Source organism: Coriobacteriia bacterium (assembly GCA_013334745.1).
Lineage (GTDB): Bacteria > Actinomycetota > Coriobacteriia > Anaerosomatales > JAAXUF01 > JAAXWY01.
Window position 1 is genome coordinate 1 of the sequence record JAAXWY010000053.1, and the last position, 14,778, is coordinate 14,778.

Annotated in this window: 17 protein-coding genes; 9 read left to right on the top strand and 8 right to left on the bottom strand. The window is 66.5% G+C overall.

What is annotated here, in order from left to right:
- The 4 genes from HGB10_10715 to HGB10_10730 all read right to left on the bottom strand — a co-directional run.
- On the bottom strand, positions 1-235 hold a 235-nt coding region (locus HGB10_10715; GenBank protein NTU72270.1), incomplete at its 3' end, for a hypothetical protein.
- A 49-nt stretch (positions 236-284) separates the two neighbouring features.
- Complete coding sequence (locus HGB10_10720; protein NTU72271.1) at positions 285-1,100, bottom strand: hypothetical protein; 816 nt, start codon at positions 1,098-1,100, stop codon at positions 285-287.
- Between the two features lie 134 nt (positions 1,101-1,234).
- Positions 1,235-1,972 (bottom strand): 4Fe-4S binding protein, encoded by a 738-nt coding sequence (locus HGB10_10725; GenBank protein NTU72272.1) that lies wholly within the window; start codon positions 1,970-1,972, stop codon positions 1,235-1,237.
- Positions 1,973-1,974: 2 nt separating this feature from the next.
- Complete coding sequence (locus HGB10_10730; GenBank protein ID NTU72273.1) at positions 1,975-2,577, bottom strand: TetR/AcrR family transcriptional regulator; 603 nt, start codon at positions 2,575-2,577, stop codon at positions 1,975-1,977.
- Positions 2,578-2,749: 172 nt separating this feature from the next.
- Here HGB10_10730 and HGB10_10735 point away from each other — a divergent pair, with 172 nt between their 5' ends.
- Positions 2,750-3,940 carry a cofactor-independent phosphoglycerate mutase gene (locus HGB10_10735; protein NTU72274.1) on the top strand — a complete coding sequence of 397 codons (1,191 nt, stop codon included), beginning with the start codon at positions 2,750-2,752 and terminating at the stop codon, positions 3,938-3,940.
- A gap of 11 nt (positions 3,941-3,951) precedes the next feature.
- Here the strand turns inward: HGB10_10735 and HGB10_10740 are convergent, their stop codons facing one another.
- The 4 genes from HGB10_10740 to HGB10_10755 form a co-directional block, all read right to left on the bottom strand.
- Positions 3,952-4,560 carry a flavodoxin family protein gene (locus HGB10_10740; GenBank protein ID NTU72275.1) on the bottom strand — a complete coding sequence of 203 codons (609 nt, stop codon included), beginning with the start codon at positions 4,558-4,560 and terminating at the stop codon, positions 3,952-3,954.
- A 31-nt stretch (positions 4,561-4,591) separates the two neighbouring features.
- Positions 4,592-5,197 (bottom strand): PadR family transcriptional regulator, encoded by a 606-nt coding sequence (locus HGB10_10745; GenBank protein ID NTU72276.1) that lies wholly within the window; start codon positions 5,195-5,197, stop codon positions 4,592-4,594.
- 268 nt (positions 5,198-5,465) lie between these two features.
- Entirely contained in the window at positions 5,466-5,687 is a 222-nt protein-coding gene (locus HGB10_10750) for a hypothetical protein (GenBank protein NTU72277.1), read from the bottom strand.
- A gap of 146 nt (positions 5,688-5,833) precedes the next feature.
- On the bottom strand, positions 5,834-6,832 hold the full coding sequence (locus tag HGB10_10755; protein ID NTU72278.1) for an EamA family transporter: 999 nt from the start codon (positions 6,830-6,832) through the stop codon (positions 5,834-5,836).
- A gap of 101 nt (positions 6,833-6,933) precedes the next feature.
- Between HGB10_10755 and HGB10_10760 the strand changes: the two genes are divergently transcribed.
- The 8 genes from HGB10_10760 to HGB10_10795 all read left to right on the top strand — a co-directional run.
- Positions 6,934-7,380 (top strand): NUDIX hydrolase, encoded by a 447-nt coding sequence (locus HGB10_10760; GenBank protein NTU72279.1) that lies wholly within the window; start codon positions 6,934-6,936, stop codon positions 7,378-7,380.
- Positions 7,381-7,386: 6 nt separating this feature from the next.
- Entirely contained in the window at positions 7,387-7,719 is a 333-nt protein-coding gene (locus HGB10_10765; protein ID NTU72280.1) for a hypothetical protein, read from the top strand.
- A 57-nt stretch (positions 7,720-7,776) separates the two neighbouring features.
- Positions 7,777-10,227 carry a dihydropteroate synthase gene (locus HGB10_10770; protein NTU72281.1) on the top strand — a complete coding sequence of 817 codons (2,451 nt, stop codon included), beginning with the start codon at positions 7,777-7,779 and terminating at the stop codon, positions 10,225-10,227.
- Between the two features lie 6 nt (positions 10,228-10,233).
- Positions 10,234-10,929 carry a 5,10-methylenetetrahydrofolate reductase gene (locus HGB10_10775; protein NTU72282.1) on the top strand — a complete coding sequence of 232 codons (696 nt, stop codon included), beginning with the start codon at positions 10,234-10,236 and terminating at the stop codon, positions 10,927-10,929.
- Positions 10,926-11,804 (top strand): 5,10-methylenetetrahydrofolate reductase, encoded by an 879-nt coding sequence (locus HGB10_10780; protein ID NTU72283.1) that lies wholly within the window; start codon positions 10,926-10,928, stop codon positions 11,802-11,804. Before HGB10_10775 ends, HGB10_10780 begins: the two co-directional genes overlap by 4 nt.
- A 209-nt stretch (positions 11,805-12,013) precedes the next feature.
- On the top strand, positions 12,014-12,823 hold the full coding sequence (locus HGB10_10785; GenBank protein NTU72284.1) for a cadherin-like beta sandwich domain-containing protein: 810 nt from the start codon (positions 12,014-12,016) through the stop codon (positions 12,821-12,823).
- Between the two features lie 133 nt (positions 12,824-12,956).
- On the top strand, positions 12,957-14,348 hold the full coding sequence (gene lpdA, locus HGB10_10790) for a dihydrolipoyl dehydrogenase (protein ID NTU72285.1): 1,392 nt from the start codon (positions 12,957-12,959) through the stop codon (positions 14,346-14,348).
- A 48-nt stretch (positions 14,349-14,396) separates the two neighbouring features.
- The coding region (locus HGB10_10795; GenBank protein ID NTU72286.1) for a RidA family protein at positions 14,397-14,778 on the top strand (382 nt) is incomplete at its 3' end.

Below are 14,778 nucleotides of genomic sequence, written 5' to 3' on the forward strand. Positions count from 1 at the left end.
GCGTAACGAACGCGTCCCACTCGGCAAGTGACTTGCGCGGCGCGGCCGCGGGCGGACTCGGCGTGGCTGCCGCCCCCGTCGCGCCGGTGCTCGCGTTCGCGGCCGGCGTCGCCGTCGCGGGTGCCGAGGCGCCATTGCCCGCACGCCTGGTGCCATCGCCACCCGGGAGCCACAACGCGGCGGCGACGAGAGCGAGTGCGAGCGCGGCGACAAGGGCAGCCGCGAACAGCCACACGCGCTGTCTCGCGCGGGGTCGCTTCCGATCGTCTCGTGCTGTCTTTCGATCAGTCATCAATGGGTGGCTTGCCCTTGTGGCAGGTGCAGTAGACCGTATCGTAGCCGTTCGGATGACACTTCTTGCACGCGCGCTTGCGCCAGTCGTGCTCGCCGGCATCAGGGTGCTTGAATTCGTCGAAGTCGACTGACGCGTCCTTGTGGCAGGCGGTGCACTTCGGCCCGAAGTGCTTCGCCGGCGTCTTGTGGCAGTAGCTGCACTGGAGTTTCGCTTGATCGTGGCAGTTCTGGCAGTTCACCTTCTTGTGGCCCGGGTAGACACTGCCCTTGGTTCCGGCGTCCTTCGGGTTCTGTCCGATGAACTCGTCACCCGCGGTCACGTTTGCGGCGTTGAGGATACCCGCCGAGGCGAGCGAGGCCACGCTCACCTTATGACCTGTCGTGCCATGGCACGAGATGCACTGCGTGTCCTTCTCGAGATGCTCCGGGTGACTGAACTTGTCGACGACCTTGGACGGCGCGTCGGGATGGCAGCGCAGACAACGCTCGTTGGGGATCTCGGCGTTGTAGGAGGGGAAGTTGGCCTTGGTGAAGAACTCGGCGTAGACCTCCTTGAGCGCCACGAACTTGTGTGTGAAGCGTGCCTCGTAGCCGGCGTCGACGTGGCAGTCGATACACGCGGCGTGCTCGGCATGGCCGCCGGTCGCCCACGCGTCGTAGAACGGCACCATGGTGTGGCATGAGCGACAGAACTCCGAGCGGTCCGTTGCCAGGGCGATCGGGAAGAACGCGGCGATGCCCACGACGGCGAGAATCGCCACCACGATGACTATGCGCGTGCCACGGCCGCTGCCAGATGTGCTCACAGAATCCTCCTGAAGTCCGTTCGAAACCCCCCGTCTATCGTTCCACAAACGGGCGGAACGCACGCATCGTCTTCGCTCGGTGACGATGGCGTGCGTGCGGCGTGACCGCCGAGGCTGACTTTGGCCCCCGGCGTCTACTCTGCGCGCCTGTAGCCCACCGTGATCGTCTTGTTGGGGCAGACGTCGGCGCAGGTCTCGCACATGAAGCACTCGGGCGTGCGCATCGAGCCCGACTGCGCCATCTCGGTGACCGGCAGCTGCATGGGGCACGCTTTCGTGCACGAACCGCAAGCGGTGCACTTCGATGAGTCGGCGACAAGGGCGATGCGCGGGATGTGCAGGGCATAGCCGATCTTCTCGGCGACGATGGCCCACACGCCGAAGGGGCACAGGTAGCGGCAGAACCCGCGACGCCCCAGGGCGAGCGGTGCCAGCGTGAGCAGCACGAGGCCGAAGTAGGTGATGAGGTTGCCGGCGCTGCTGACGGAGACTCCGTTCTCGGTCATGTAGAACGGGTCGAACCTGCTCCAGCCGCCCACTGAGATGGCGATGCCAAAGACTGCGGCCACCCATGCGATCCACATCACATACTTGATCGCCGAGAGGAACCGGACGCGCTTGAGGGGCCGCACACCCACCGACTCCCAGAGCTGCTGCAGGCCGTTGAACGGGCAGCCCCAGCCGCAGAACGACCGCCCGACCACGAGTCCTGTCGCAAAGACGGTGAGCCAGAAGATGAGCGAGAAGGTGGCGATACGCTCCGCTGTCCCGGACGTCATCAGGTAGGGCGAGTAGTAGTTGAGCGTGATCGGTAGGATCACGAACTGTGCGGCGATGATGAAACGGCGGAGCTTCTGTCGGCGGGTGTTCACGGTTACGAGTCCTTTCGGAAGCCGGCGAGCATCGAGGTGACTCCGGCGGCGGCGAGCGCCTCGAAGTCGCCATCGACGTATGCGAGGTTGCGGGCGGTCAGCGAGGCGTGGCCATGACACAGCGTCCACAGCGCGTACGCCATTCCGGCGGCACCCACGCCGTGCGTATCGTGCAGCTCGCCGGAGGCCAACCCGGCCTCGCACGCGCCGATGATGACTAGGAACGGGTCGGCCACGGTGATGTAGGTCGTCCAGTCCGTGGGCGGGTTCTGGAGACACTCGAAGACCAGCCGATACTCCTGGGGATGCTCGCGCGCGAACGCGCGGTACGCGAGTCCCAGTCGTTCGAGGCGCTCGGTCGCCGTGGGGCACTCGGGGACCGCCGAGAGGTAGCCACCGAGCGCTCCGAGTGCGCGGAAGGCAAGGGCGATGATGAGTGCTTCTCGGTTGGCGAAGTGGTTGTAGAGCGCCGAGGGAGCGAGGTCGGCCCGTCGTGCGACTTCGCGCAGCGAGAACGAGTCGGGCCCGCTCTCGAGGACGACCTGGGTCGCCGCCGAGAGGATCTCGTCGCGCGTACGTTCGCCTCGGGTGGTCGATGCAGCCATGCGTGAATCGCTCCTTCGTAATGAACGGTGTTCATAATACGAACGCTGTTCACATTAGCGAGCGTCGCGGCGGGAGTCAATCGCTTTCTCGCGTCCGGTCGCGCGGGGCCGCGGCGTGGCGTAGCGGGCGGCGAGGCTGGTACCCTTAGCCGACGCTGAGACGAGGAGCCGCATGAAGTACGTGGTCGTGATTTTGGACGGTGCCGCCGGATGGCCGCTCGACGCGCTCGGTGGGCGAACGACGCTCGCCGCCGCCGAGACCCCGAACCTCGATGCGCTCGCACGCGAGGGCCGCATCGGCATGGCACAGACGGTGCCGGCGGGCGAGGAGCCATCATCGTCGGCTGCGTGCACGTCGATCCTGGGCTACGATCCGGTCGCCGACTACATCGGTCGAGGAGCCATCGAAGCCGCGAGCATGGGTATCGTGCTTGCTCCCGATGAGATCGCACTCCGCGTCAACACGGTCACGATCACTGACGGCATCATGACGTCGTACGCGTGCGGCCACATCGCCACCGAGGAGTCCAACGCGATCATCCTCGACATCGCGACGGCACTCGATGACGACACCTTCCGCTTCTATCCGGGTGTTGCGTACCGGCACATCCTCGTCGTCAAAGGCCACCCCGAGCTGCTGCAGCTCGCCTACACACCACCGCACGACATCTCCGATAAGCCGGTCGCGGGTCATCTCCCTTCGGGCGCGGGAGCCGGGCTGCTGCTCGATCTCATGGATCGCGCCCGCCCGCTGCTCGACAACAGTGCGGTGAACCGATGCCGCGTCGCCGACGGCAAGTTGCCCGTCACCGACATCTGGCCGTTTTGGCCGGGCGCGGCACCGAGCGGCATGGTTCCCTTCGCCGCGAAGTGGGGGGTCAGCGCCGCGATGACGAGCGGCGTGGACCTTCTCAACGGCTTGGCTGTCCTTGCGGGGATGGACCGGCTCGACATCGCCGGGGTCACCGGTGGATCGGACAACGACTACACAGGGCAGACCGACGGGGCACTTGCGGCGCTCGAAGACCACGACCTCGTTGTCATTCACGTCGAGTCGCCCGACGAGGAGGGCCACGCCGGAGACACGGCGGCCAAGGTCGCAGCGATCGAGGCCATCGACCGTGACGTCGTCTCGCGGGTTCTCGCCTACGCGCACTCGCACGGGGGCGTCCGCATCCTCGCAATGCCAGACCATCCCACGCCGATCGAGATCAAGACACACGTGGGCGAGCCGGTACCGTTCCTCTTGTGGGGTCCCGGTGTCACAGCTAATGGCGCGACGCACTATGCGGAAGACGCCGCTACTGCCTCAGCACTGGTGCTCGATCCCGGCCGCCTGGTGATGGACGAGTTGCTCGGCTAGAAGGCGGTTGCCTAGATCTTGCCGGCGAGCATGCGACCGAGCGAAGACGCGCGGTCGCGCTCCCACTCATCAAACGCGTGGCGGTTCCAGCCGCCGGTCAGCGCGAGCGAACCCACTGTGCGGATCCCGCCGGTGTCCAATGCGCTGCGCAACTCCCGAATCGGGCCCGTGGTGTAGCCGAAGAACGTCGCGAGCGGTTCGGGGGCCGCGCACGCTGTGATGATGACGGCGCGCTTGGCTGCTCGGACGTGCGGCGCTGGGGGTATCTCGCGGTGGCCGACACCCGGCAGCACCAGCTGCTTGGTGTCGGGGAAGAAGCGCTTGAAGCGGGCGAGCAGCGCGGCGGTGGAAGCGTCCGGTCTGCGGAAGTACGAGGGGAGTCCGAAGATCACACCATCGGCCTGGCTGATGCGTTCGGCCAGTTCAGGAAGGTCGTCCGGGATCTTGCACGCCTCGGTGTAGCGACACATGCCACAGCCGGTGCAGGAGTGAACGCTGAGGTCTGCGAGGCGGATTCGGGAGACGGTGGCCCCTGCCGCCTCAGCTGAGCGGGCGGCTTCCTCGACGGATTGGCTTACCACGCCACGAACTGGACTTGCGTCGATCGCGACAATCAGCACGATGCGCTCCTTGTGTCCTGGGCACAGAGTCTCATGCCTGCGCCCATCCGAAAAGGGGATTCGCCGAACCGGACTCAGAAATCTCGGCGGGCGGTAGGTGCCCCGCCGAGATCGCTTCCCGAATGTCGTCGAGCCAGTCGATGGATGCGCGCTCCCGCGCCATCGCTCCGTCGAAGGCCGCATGCCTCATCGCCGACGCCCGCTCGGTCAATGCGGAGTCATCAGCGAGCGCGATGGCGTCGGCGCGGAGCTGCTCGAGCCGCGATTGGTGTTGTGCCCGTCGCGCGTGCAGGAGAGAGACGATCACATCGTCGGATGCTTCCGCAGCGAAGTAGACCTGGAGGAGAAAGGCGTCCCGCGGGGCGGGCAGGGGCGCCGCTGCGGTCTCAAGTGCGGCGAAGGTGTCGCGCCCGGCGGGAGTGATCTCGTAGAGCTTGCGGTCGGGGCGACCGGCCTGCCGGCGGCGCGTCACCGAGACGAGCCGGGAGTCCTTGAGACGCTCGAGTGTGCGATAGATCTGCGCCTGATCGGCGGTCCACAGCGTTCTCGCCTCTACGTCGAAGCAGCGCGTCTTCAGGTCATAGCCCGAGCGCGGTGCAGCGTAGAGAAATCCAAGAATCGCGTGCTCCAACGACATGTCCCGTGGCCCCCACTCAATATAGGACAGGTCGAATAGTAGACCACACATATGACGAATGCAAGTGTCAAGTACTAATCGAGGTATGCCGAGAAAGCCCTGCTAGAGGGCATCAACACGAAGGTGAACCTTGGGTTGATGCCGCCAGAGGCGCTGAACGGCACTTGACTGGAAACGCGAAGCGACCCGGTTCTGCCAAACCGGGTCGCTTCACACAAGGAGGGGGGAACACCGGCACTGAAGGGGGGCAGCGCCGTGCGGAGGAAAGCTATCGTCTGAGGATGCAGAGCATCCGGGAGTACTCGTCGTGAGTGATCTCGTCACGCGCGTATCGGCGGGCGAGCAGGCGCTCGGCCTCGTCGAGCGGAGCGACCGGTGCGGACACCGGAACAGCTCGGTGGGTTGATGCGTAGGTGCCGAGATAGCTTGCGACGATGAGGGATACGGCGACACCCGTGAATGCTGCGAGCGCGATAATCGTGAGTTGCATGGGACGCCTCCTCTCGGTACCCGGTGATTACTTCCTGAACCGAGGATGGCGGACCCGGATGAGCTGGGGGTGAAGGCCCTATGGAGAAGCTATGAAACAGAAGTGAGACTGCTCCAATGAACTCGCGGCGGCGGCGAGTGCGCGGCTCAGATCTCGCTGGCGACAGGCTCCACGAGGGGCTCGGCGGCAAGCGTGGCGGCGTCCGGTGACTCGGGTGCTCTGCGCGGCGGCAGTGTCGGCGCACTCGTCGTGAGTGCGACACCGCCGACGATGACCACCATCCCGATGAGGGTCGGTGCGGTGATGGGCTCGGCGGGGACGAGGCCGATGCTGCCTGCGAACGCACCTGCGAACACGGCGATGACCGGGTTGACGTAGGCGTACGTCATGACCTTGCTCGCACTGAGGTGCTGGAGCGCGTAGGTGAATGCCGTGAACGCGATGGCGCTGCCAAAGACCACCAGGTACAGGATGGCGCCGATGGCCTTGGGGTCGGGATGGAAGCGGGACCACTCGCCCAGCACCGTGCCGAGCGGCAGCAGGACCGCCCCGGCGATGAGCATCTCCCAGCCGGTGACGACGAAGTTGTCGGCGGTAGTGGGATGGCGCTTGGAATAGATGGTGCCGGCGGTCCACAGCCACGACCCGATGAGCTGCATGCCGATGCCGACCAGCTCCTTGGTGCCCGTGGCCGCGCCCACGATGTGCGGCCACATCAGGATGCCGAGCCCCGAAAAGCCGATCGCAAGACCGAGCCAGCCGAGCTTGCCCGGCCGCTGCATGTCGGGGAACACCGACTCGACAAGTGCGATCCACAGCGGGATGAGCGCGACGACGAGAGCGGACATACCGGAGGGCACGTTCTGCTCGGCGAGGAAGGTGAAGTACTGACCGCCCACGATGAGCAGGATGCCGGCGATGCACGCTGTGCGCAGGTCGCGGGGTGAGATGCGCAGCGGAGAGCGGCGCCACAGCGCGAGTCCGAACATGATGAGCGCCGCGGGGATCTGACGCACGCCCGCGAAGAGTGCCGGCGGTAGTCCGGCGTCCAGGCCGACTTTGATACCGAGATAGGTGGTGCCCCACACAACGTAGAGGATGAGCATCGCGATGATGACCTTGGCGCGTTGTGACAGTTGGGGCACGGGCGAAGACCTCCGGTGGTACGGGTGCGGGCACAGCGCGTTCAGTGTAACGCGACGCCGCGCGCGTCGGAGGGGCTTCAAGCGTCGGCTACACTGTGCTCATGAGTCCCTTCACCTACGAGTATCCGCGGCCCGCCTTCACCGTCGACACCGTCGTGTTCGCCGGTCCGGCGAGCGCTCGCAAAGTCTTGCTCGTCAAGCGTGGCATGCCGCCCTTCGCGGGCTGCTGGGCGCTGCCCGGCGGCTTCGTCGACGAGGGCGAGCGGCCGGTCGAGGCTGCACGCCGTGAACTCTCCGAGGAGACCGGGCTCGTGTGGGAAGGGGCGCTGCTGCCCATAGGTACCTGGGGCGACCCTGGCCGCGACCCGCGTGGTTGGACCGTCTCGGCGGTGTACCTGGCCGACATCGGACTCGAGCCGCTCAAGGTGGTTGGTGGCGACGACGCCGCTGAGGCCGCGTGGTTCTTCGCCGACGAGCTGCCGAAGCTCGCGTTCGACCACGACGAGATCGTGACCGTGGCCGTGTGGCACCTGAAGTGCATCGGGTAGCCGGGTATGAACTTCGGCTACGGGCAGATGGCGACCTACGGCTTCATCGGAGTTGGCTTCTGGATCGTGCTCGCAGTCGCACTGGGGCTGTGTCTCACGTTCCCTCTAGGTAGTGCGCGGGGCCGGGTTGCAGCGCAGCGGTGGGTGAACGGCTGCGTGTTACTGCTCGTGCTTGGCGGGATCGCCGACATTGCATGGGCGGTGATCTCGGGACAATGGAGCGCATTCATGCTTCAATTCGGCTTCGGCCCACTTGCCGAGATGATGGTGCTCGCGGCTCTGTTCGTGGGAACCATGTGGTGGATGGCGATTCGCTACACCGCAGGACTGAAGGACTAGCAGCGACGGGATTGGTGCCATGCAGCGCCGACTGGCTGCAACGAAGGGATCTCGCACATGCCCGACATCATGAAGCGCCTTGGCCATGAAGTGCTCGTCGTCGACGGCGCCATGGGTACCATGCTGCACCGTGCCGGGCTGCCGGCAGGCGAGTGCCCCGAATTCCTCAACATCACCGCACCCGAGATGGTGGGCAACGTCCACAACCTCTATAAGCTCGCGGGCGCGGACTGTGTAAGCAGCAATACATTCGGTGGTTCGCGTCCCAAGCTCGCCGAGTACGGTTATGCGGACCGCGTAAGCGAGTTCAATCGTGCGGGCGTGCGCATCGCCAAGCAGTTCGGCTCGCCGCACGTGCTCGCCGACATGGGCCCGACGGGGTTGGTCATGGAGCCGCTCGGGCCGGCGACGTTTGACGAGGTGTTCGCCGCGTTCGCGGAGCAAGCCGCAGCCCTTGCCGCCGAGACACCCGACGCGATCTTCATCGAGACGATGACCGACATCGCCGAGGCGCGCTGCGCCGTTCTCGCCGCCAAGTCCGTCACCGACCTGCCGGTCTTCGCGAGCTGTACCTTTGGGCTTTCCGGTCGCATGGACATCTCGGGCACCGAGCCCGAGGTCGCCGCCGCGGTGCTCGAAGCCGCCGGCGCCGACGCGATCGCGCTGAACTGCGGGCTTGGCCCGGAGCAGATGCTGCCGTTGCTCGCGCGCATGGTGAGTGCGACGAAGCTCCCGGTCATCGTCCAGCCCAACGCCGGGCTGCCCACGCTCGACGATGAGGGCCACACCGTGTTCCCCGGTACCCCCGAGGAGATGGCCGACTTCGCGCGCGCCGCTGCACAGGCGGGAGCCGCCGGCGTCGGTTCGTGCTGCGGTTCGACCCCCGCCTACACCGGCGCGATCGTGGACGCCGTCGCCGATAAGGCCTGCGTCGAGATCGCCGACCGCGGCTTTGCGGGCACCGTGCTCGCGGGACCGCGCAAGCTCGTCACGCTGGGTGCGGGCTCGCCCGTGCGCGTGATCGGCGAGCGCATCAATCCCACGGGCAAGAAGGCGCTCGCCGAGGAGCTGCGCGCCGGCTCGATGAGCATCGTGCGCTCGTTCGCCGCCGAGCAGCAGGCCGCGGGTGCGGACCTGCTCGACGTCAACGTCGGTGCGGCTGGAGTCGAGGCGGTCGAGGCGTTGCCAGCAGCCGTGCTCGCGCTCGTGGGCACCACCGACCTGCCGCTGTGCATCGACACCACCGACTTCGCCGCGCTCGAAGCGGCGCTTCGCGTCTACCCTGGCCGAGCGCTGGTCAACAGCGTCAACGGTGAGGCCGCCTCGATCGCGGCCGTGCTGCCTCTCGTCGCCAAGTACGGCGCCGCGGTGGTCGTGCTTGCGCTCGACGATGGCGGGATACCCAAGACGGCGGATGGCCGTGTCGCCATCGTCGAGCGCATCCGCGAGGCCGCGCACAGCGCGGGCATCGCGGACGGGGCGCTCGTCGTAGACGCTCTCGTGATGACGGCGGCCACCGACGAGAGCGCCCCGCGCACGACCGTCGCGGCGCTCGCGGGCGCGCACGACCTGGGACTCGCGACGATCCTCGGCGTCAGCAACGTGAGCCATGGCCTGCCCAACCGGGTGCTGCTCAACGCCGCGTTCTTCGACGCCGCGGTCGCCGCCGGCCTCGACGCCGGCATCATCAACCCCAACGACCACGTCGTCATGGAAGCGGTGCGCGTCGCGAACCAAGCGCGCGTCGCCGGCTTCGATGGTGACGCGCACCACACCGCATGGGCCGCCTGGGACGCCGCGTACGCATCGGCGCTCGATGCCGCGGCCGCCGGAGCGGATGCACTCGCCGGCGGGAGCACGGACGCCGCGAACGCGGCGGTCGCCGCGACGCCAGCGGAAGCGCTCGAGACGGCGGTGCTTCGCGGCGACGCCGACGCGGCGCCGGCCCTCGTCGACGCTGTGATCGAGGCGGGCACCCCGGCCGGCGACGTGATCGGCACCGTGCTGACGCCGGCGATCCAGCGGCTGGGTGACGCGTACGGTCGCGGCGACGTGTTCCTGCCGCAGATGATGATTGCGGCCGAGGCTATGAAGGGCGCGGTCGCGCGCGTGAAGACGTACCTGCCCGACTCGGCGGACTCGAGCGAAGGGCGCGTCGTCTTCGCGACCGTTAAGGGTGACATTCACTCCATCGGCAAGGACATCTGCGTGTCGCTTCTGGAGAGTCAGGGCTACGACGTGATCGATCTCGGCGTGGACGTTGCTGTGGACGAGGTAGTATCGGCAGCTGCCGGCGCCGATGCCGTATGCCTGTCCGCACTCATGACCACCACGCTGCCCTCCATGCGCGACACCGTCGACGCCATGCGCGCGAGCAATCCGGGGACCCCGGTGTTCGTGGGCGGCGCCGTAGTCACCCCCGAGTGGGCCGAGCAGATCGGCGCGGGTTACTCGGCGGACGCACCGGGCTGCGTGAACGTCGTGCGCACCGCGATCAAAGGGAAGTAGAACCGCATGATCATCACCAAGCCGCGCGACTGGGCGCGCATCAAAGGTAATCTCGAGGAGCTTGGCGCCAAGCGCGTCTTTCTCATGGGCTGTGGCGAGTGCGCCACGGTCGCACACACGGGCGGTCACGCCGAACTGATGGTCGCGAAGTCGGTGCTCGAGGGCGCCGGTTACGAGGTCACGGGTCTGGTCGTGGGCGCCGTCGCGTGTCACTCGGGCGGAACGCGGCTTGAGATGCGCAAGCACCAGCACGAGATCGACGCCGCCGATGCGGTCGTGGTGCTCGCCTGCGGTGCAGGCGTGCAGACGGCCGCCGACGCCATCGCCAAGCCGGTGTTTCCCGGCCTCGAGAGTGCGTTTCTGGGCAACGTCATCCGAAACGGTGTGTTCGAGGAGCGCTGCATGATGTGCGGCGACTGCGTCCTCGACAAGACCGCAGGTATCTGTCCGGTCACGACCTGCCCCAAGGGGTTGCTCAACGGCCCGTGCGGCGGGATGTGGGACGGCATGTGCGAGGTCATGACCGACAGGCCGTGCACGCACGTCAAGATCAAGCAGCGCCTTGCCGAGCAGGGCCGCTGCCGCGTGGCGCGCATCGAGCCCAAGGACCACTCGGCGAAACTGAAGCCGGGCGCCGTGAGCATGCGCCCCGCGCGCGACGCGAAGAAGGCCGCCGCAAGCGGCGAGGGGAGCGGCTCGTGAGTCGGCTCCGCGACATGCTCGATGCCGGCGAGTTCGTCATCACCGGCGAGATAGCGCCGCCGCACGGCACCGACTACTCGGCGATGCTGACCAGCGTGCGTACGCTTTCCGAGGTGTGCCACGCCATCAACGTCACCGACAACCAGGGCGCCACGCTGCACCTCAGTTCGCTCGCGGCGTCGCGCGTCGTGCTCGACAACGGCAACGGCTGCGAGCCGATCTTCCAGCAGACCTGCCGAGACAGGAATCGACTCGCGTTGCAGTCTGACCTGCTCGCGGCGTGGACGCTCGGGCTCGAGAACGTGCTCGTCGTCACCGGTGATGACCCGCGCGGCGGCGACCACCCGCAAGCCAAGGGCGTCTTCGACCTCGACTCGACGCTGCTCATCGACGCCACGCGCAACATGAACGAGGGCAAGGACATGAACGGTGCGCCGCTGTCCGGTGCCACCGACTTCTTCATCGGCGGGGCACTGTTCCCCGAGGCCGAGCCGTGGGAGATCGCGCTGGAGCGCGCGCACCAGAAGATCAACGCCGGCGCGACATTCTTCCAGACGCAGGCGATCACCGACACCGAGAAGTTCGCTCGGGCCGCCGAGGCGCTCAAGCCCACCGGTGCCAAGCTCATCGCCGGCGTGCTGCTGTTCAAGAGCCCGCGCGTGATCAACTTCATCAACGAGAAGCTCGCCGGTCTCATGGTCCCCGACTGGATCACCGACCGCATCACGAGCGCCGCGAGCCCGCTTGAAGAGTCCATCAAGATCGCCACCGAGCAGGTCCGCGAGCTCTCGCAGATCGCCGACGGCGTCCACATCATGCCGCTCGGTTCCGACGATGCGGTAGTGCGCATCATCAACGACGCGGGCCTCGCCTAACCATTCGCCCCCCGATTGAACGCCTTTCGACCGTTCACGCGTTGCACGACAGTGCCGAGCGGGCGGATACTGGGAGTGAGATGCATCACAGATTCGCCGAGCGGGCATGGTCATGTGGCCCCCGAGGGGAATACTCTGAGCGTCAGTTCGCAGAGCGTTTCGGCAGGCGTTACGGCGCAGGCAGCGCCGAAGGAGCAAGGGGGCACGATATGGGCAGTCCAAAGAGCTCGAAGACCCTACTGGGTGCTGCGCTGCTAATCGCGGTTGCGGCACTCACGCTATCGGGGTGCGTCAGTTCAGCGAAAGCACCGATTCAGAAGAACTTATCGCTGGGTAAGGTGCAGGTAGAGCAGAACACTACCAGCGGAAATATCCCGCAACAGCTCACTGAGTATGGTGTGTTCTACTCGACGAGTCTCCAAGCGCTCAAAGATGTCAATCAGGGGGCGGCTGCTGGCCAAGAAGCGACTCTCAATATCAGTCCGTCCGTTGAGTCTCGCTACGACCTGCCGTATGTGAAGAGGCAGCTCTCATGGCAGCTGAGTGCATCAGAGGTCGGCACGCTCACCGTTCCGATCAAGGGTCTGAAGCCTGGCACGAAGTACTACACACGCATGTACGCGATTGGTACTGCCAAGGGGACGATCAGCATTCTGGGTTTCGATGTCATCACTCCCGGTGACACCGTCGGAGCGCTCTTCCCGATTGGCAGTATCACCACGAGCAACCCGACTCTTAAGTCGCTCACGAAGAGTCGTGGCACTCTGTCGCCCAAGTTCTCGAAGACCAAGTACGCCTATACGAACACCATCTCCTCGGGAACGTCCAAGTCGCGCATCTCGGTGTCACCGACGCTCGCAGGTTCTTCAGTACAGATGAAGGTGGGCGCGGGCGCGTTCAGCCTTGCGCGCAGCAAGACGGTATCCGTGGCACGCCACGGGAGCAAAGTGCTCACCATTCGCGTCACGGCGCCGGATGGCATTACTGCCGACTACGTCGTTACCATCAAGCGCAAGTAGCGGCGCACCACGAACGCGCGTCTCGAGGCCCCGTCCGGCACACCAGCCGGGCGGGGCTTCTCGCGTTCGCGCGTGTGTGTGCGTGCTAGAATCGCGCGCACACGTTCACTCGTTGCCAGTGTGGAGGAACCCAATGCGTATCGCAGTTCTCGGCGGAGGCCCCGGCGGCTACTCCGCAGCGTTTGAGGCGGCTCGTCTCGGTGCCGACGTCACGCTCGTCGAAAAGGAGCGTCTCGGCGGGACGTGCCTGAACTGGGGCTGCATCCCCACCAAGGCGATTCTGCGCTCGGCGCATATCGTCAGCGACACCCGCCACGCGTCTGACTACGGCCTCAACGCCACGACAGCGACGGTCAACGTACCGACGCTGCGCGCCCGCAAGGAAGGCGTCGTCGACGAGCTCGTGGGCCAGATCGAGAGCAGCGCTAAGCGGCTCAAGGTCGAGGTCGTCTACGGCTCCGGTACGCTGACCGCGCCTAAGATCATCGAGGTCGCGACTGCGGACGGCGAGACCGTCTCGGTCGAGGCCGATGCGGTGATTCTTGCGACCGGCTCGGTGCCGTTCCTGCTCCCCAACATCGACCACACACTCGACCGCGTCTGGACGAGCGACGAGGCGACGGCACTCTCCGACATCCCGGCCGAAATCATCATCATCGGTGGCGGGGTCATCGGCCTCGAGTTCGCCGACGCGTACACCAACTTCGGCTCGACGGTACACGTCGTCGAGCTCACCCCCGCGGTGCTTCCGGGCAACGACAGGCGCGTGCAGCGCGAGGTGCAGAAGGCGCTTGAGGCTCTCGGCGTCGTGTTCCACCTCGGTGTGGCGGTCGACTCGGTCGCGCAGGCAGGGGAGCGCATCACTGCCACCCTCACCGACGGCTCCACACTCGAGGCCGACATCGTGCTCTCCGCCCCGGGCCGGCGCCCCAACGGGCTCGGCTTCGGCTTCCCCGAGGCCGGTATCGAGATGGACCGCGCGTCGGTCAAGATCGACGAGTTCTACCGGACCAACGTAGCGGGTGTCTACGCGATCGGCGATCTCATCGGCGGGATGATGCTCGCGCACGTCGCCGAGGCCGAGGGCGAGGCCGCAGCGAAGAACGCGGTCGCCGAGCTCGCCGGCAACGCGCCGACCGAGAGCGTCAACCTCGCCAACGTGCCGGCCGCCGTCTACACCGAGCCGGGCATCGGCGTCGTGGGTTCCACCCGCGACGGCGCCAAGGAGCGCGGCATCGACTGCGTGCAGGTCGTCATGAAGTTCGGCGGCAACGGCAAGGCGCTCGGTGAGGGGCATGCCGACGGCTTCGTGCAGATCGTCGCCGAGATGGGCACCGGTCGCATCGTGGGCTGCCAGATCGTGGGCCCGTCCGCCGCCGAGCTCATCCAAGAGGTCAGCATCCCCATGAGCGCCGGCATGAACGTCGCGCAGGTGGGTCACTCGGTGTTCGGCCACCCCACGCTTTCCGAGGTCATCAAGTTCGCCTGCATCGAAGCCGCCAACAAGACCGGCTGCTCGCACTAGCGACGCACCGGCGCGCCACCCCGGCGCACGACAACGAAGGAGCCCCACATGAGTAGCAAGATCGCGATCGTTGCCGACAAGGCGCCCGCCGCCCTCGGCCCGTACTCGGCCGCCGTCCGTATCGGCAACATGCTGTACTGCGCGGGCCAGACCCCGATCGACCCGGCCACCGGCGAGCTCGTCGAGGGCTGCGCTGCGTGCCAGACGACGCAGGTGCTCAAGAACATCACGGCCGTACTCGAGGCCGCCGGCCTGACGCTCGACAACGTCGTGAAGACGACGGTCTTCCTCACTGACATGGGCGACTTCGCCAAGATGAACGGCGTCTACGCCGAGTACTTCGCCGAGCCGTTCCCGGCCCGCTCGACCGTCGCCGTCGCCGCGCTGCCCAAGGCCGCGCGCGTCGAGATCGAGGTCATCGCCTCGTTCG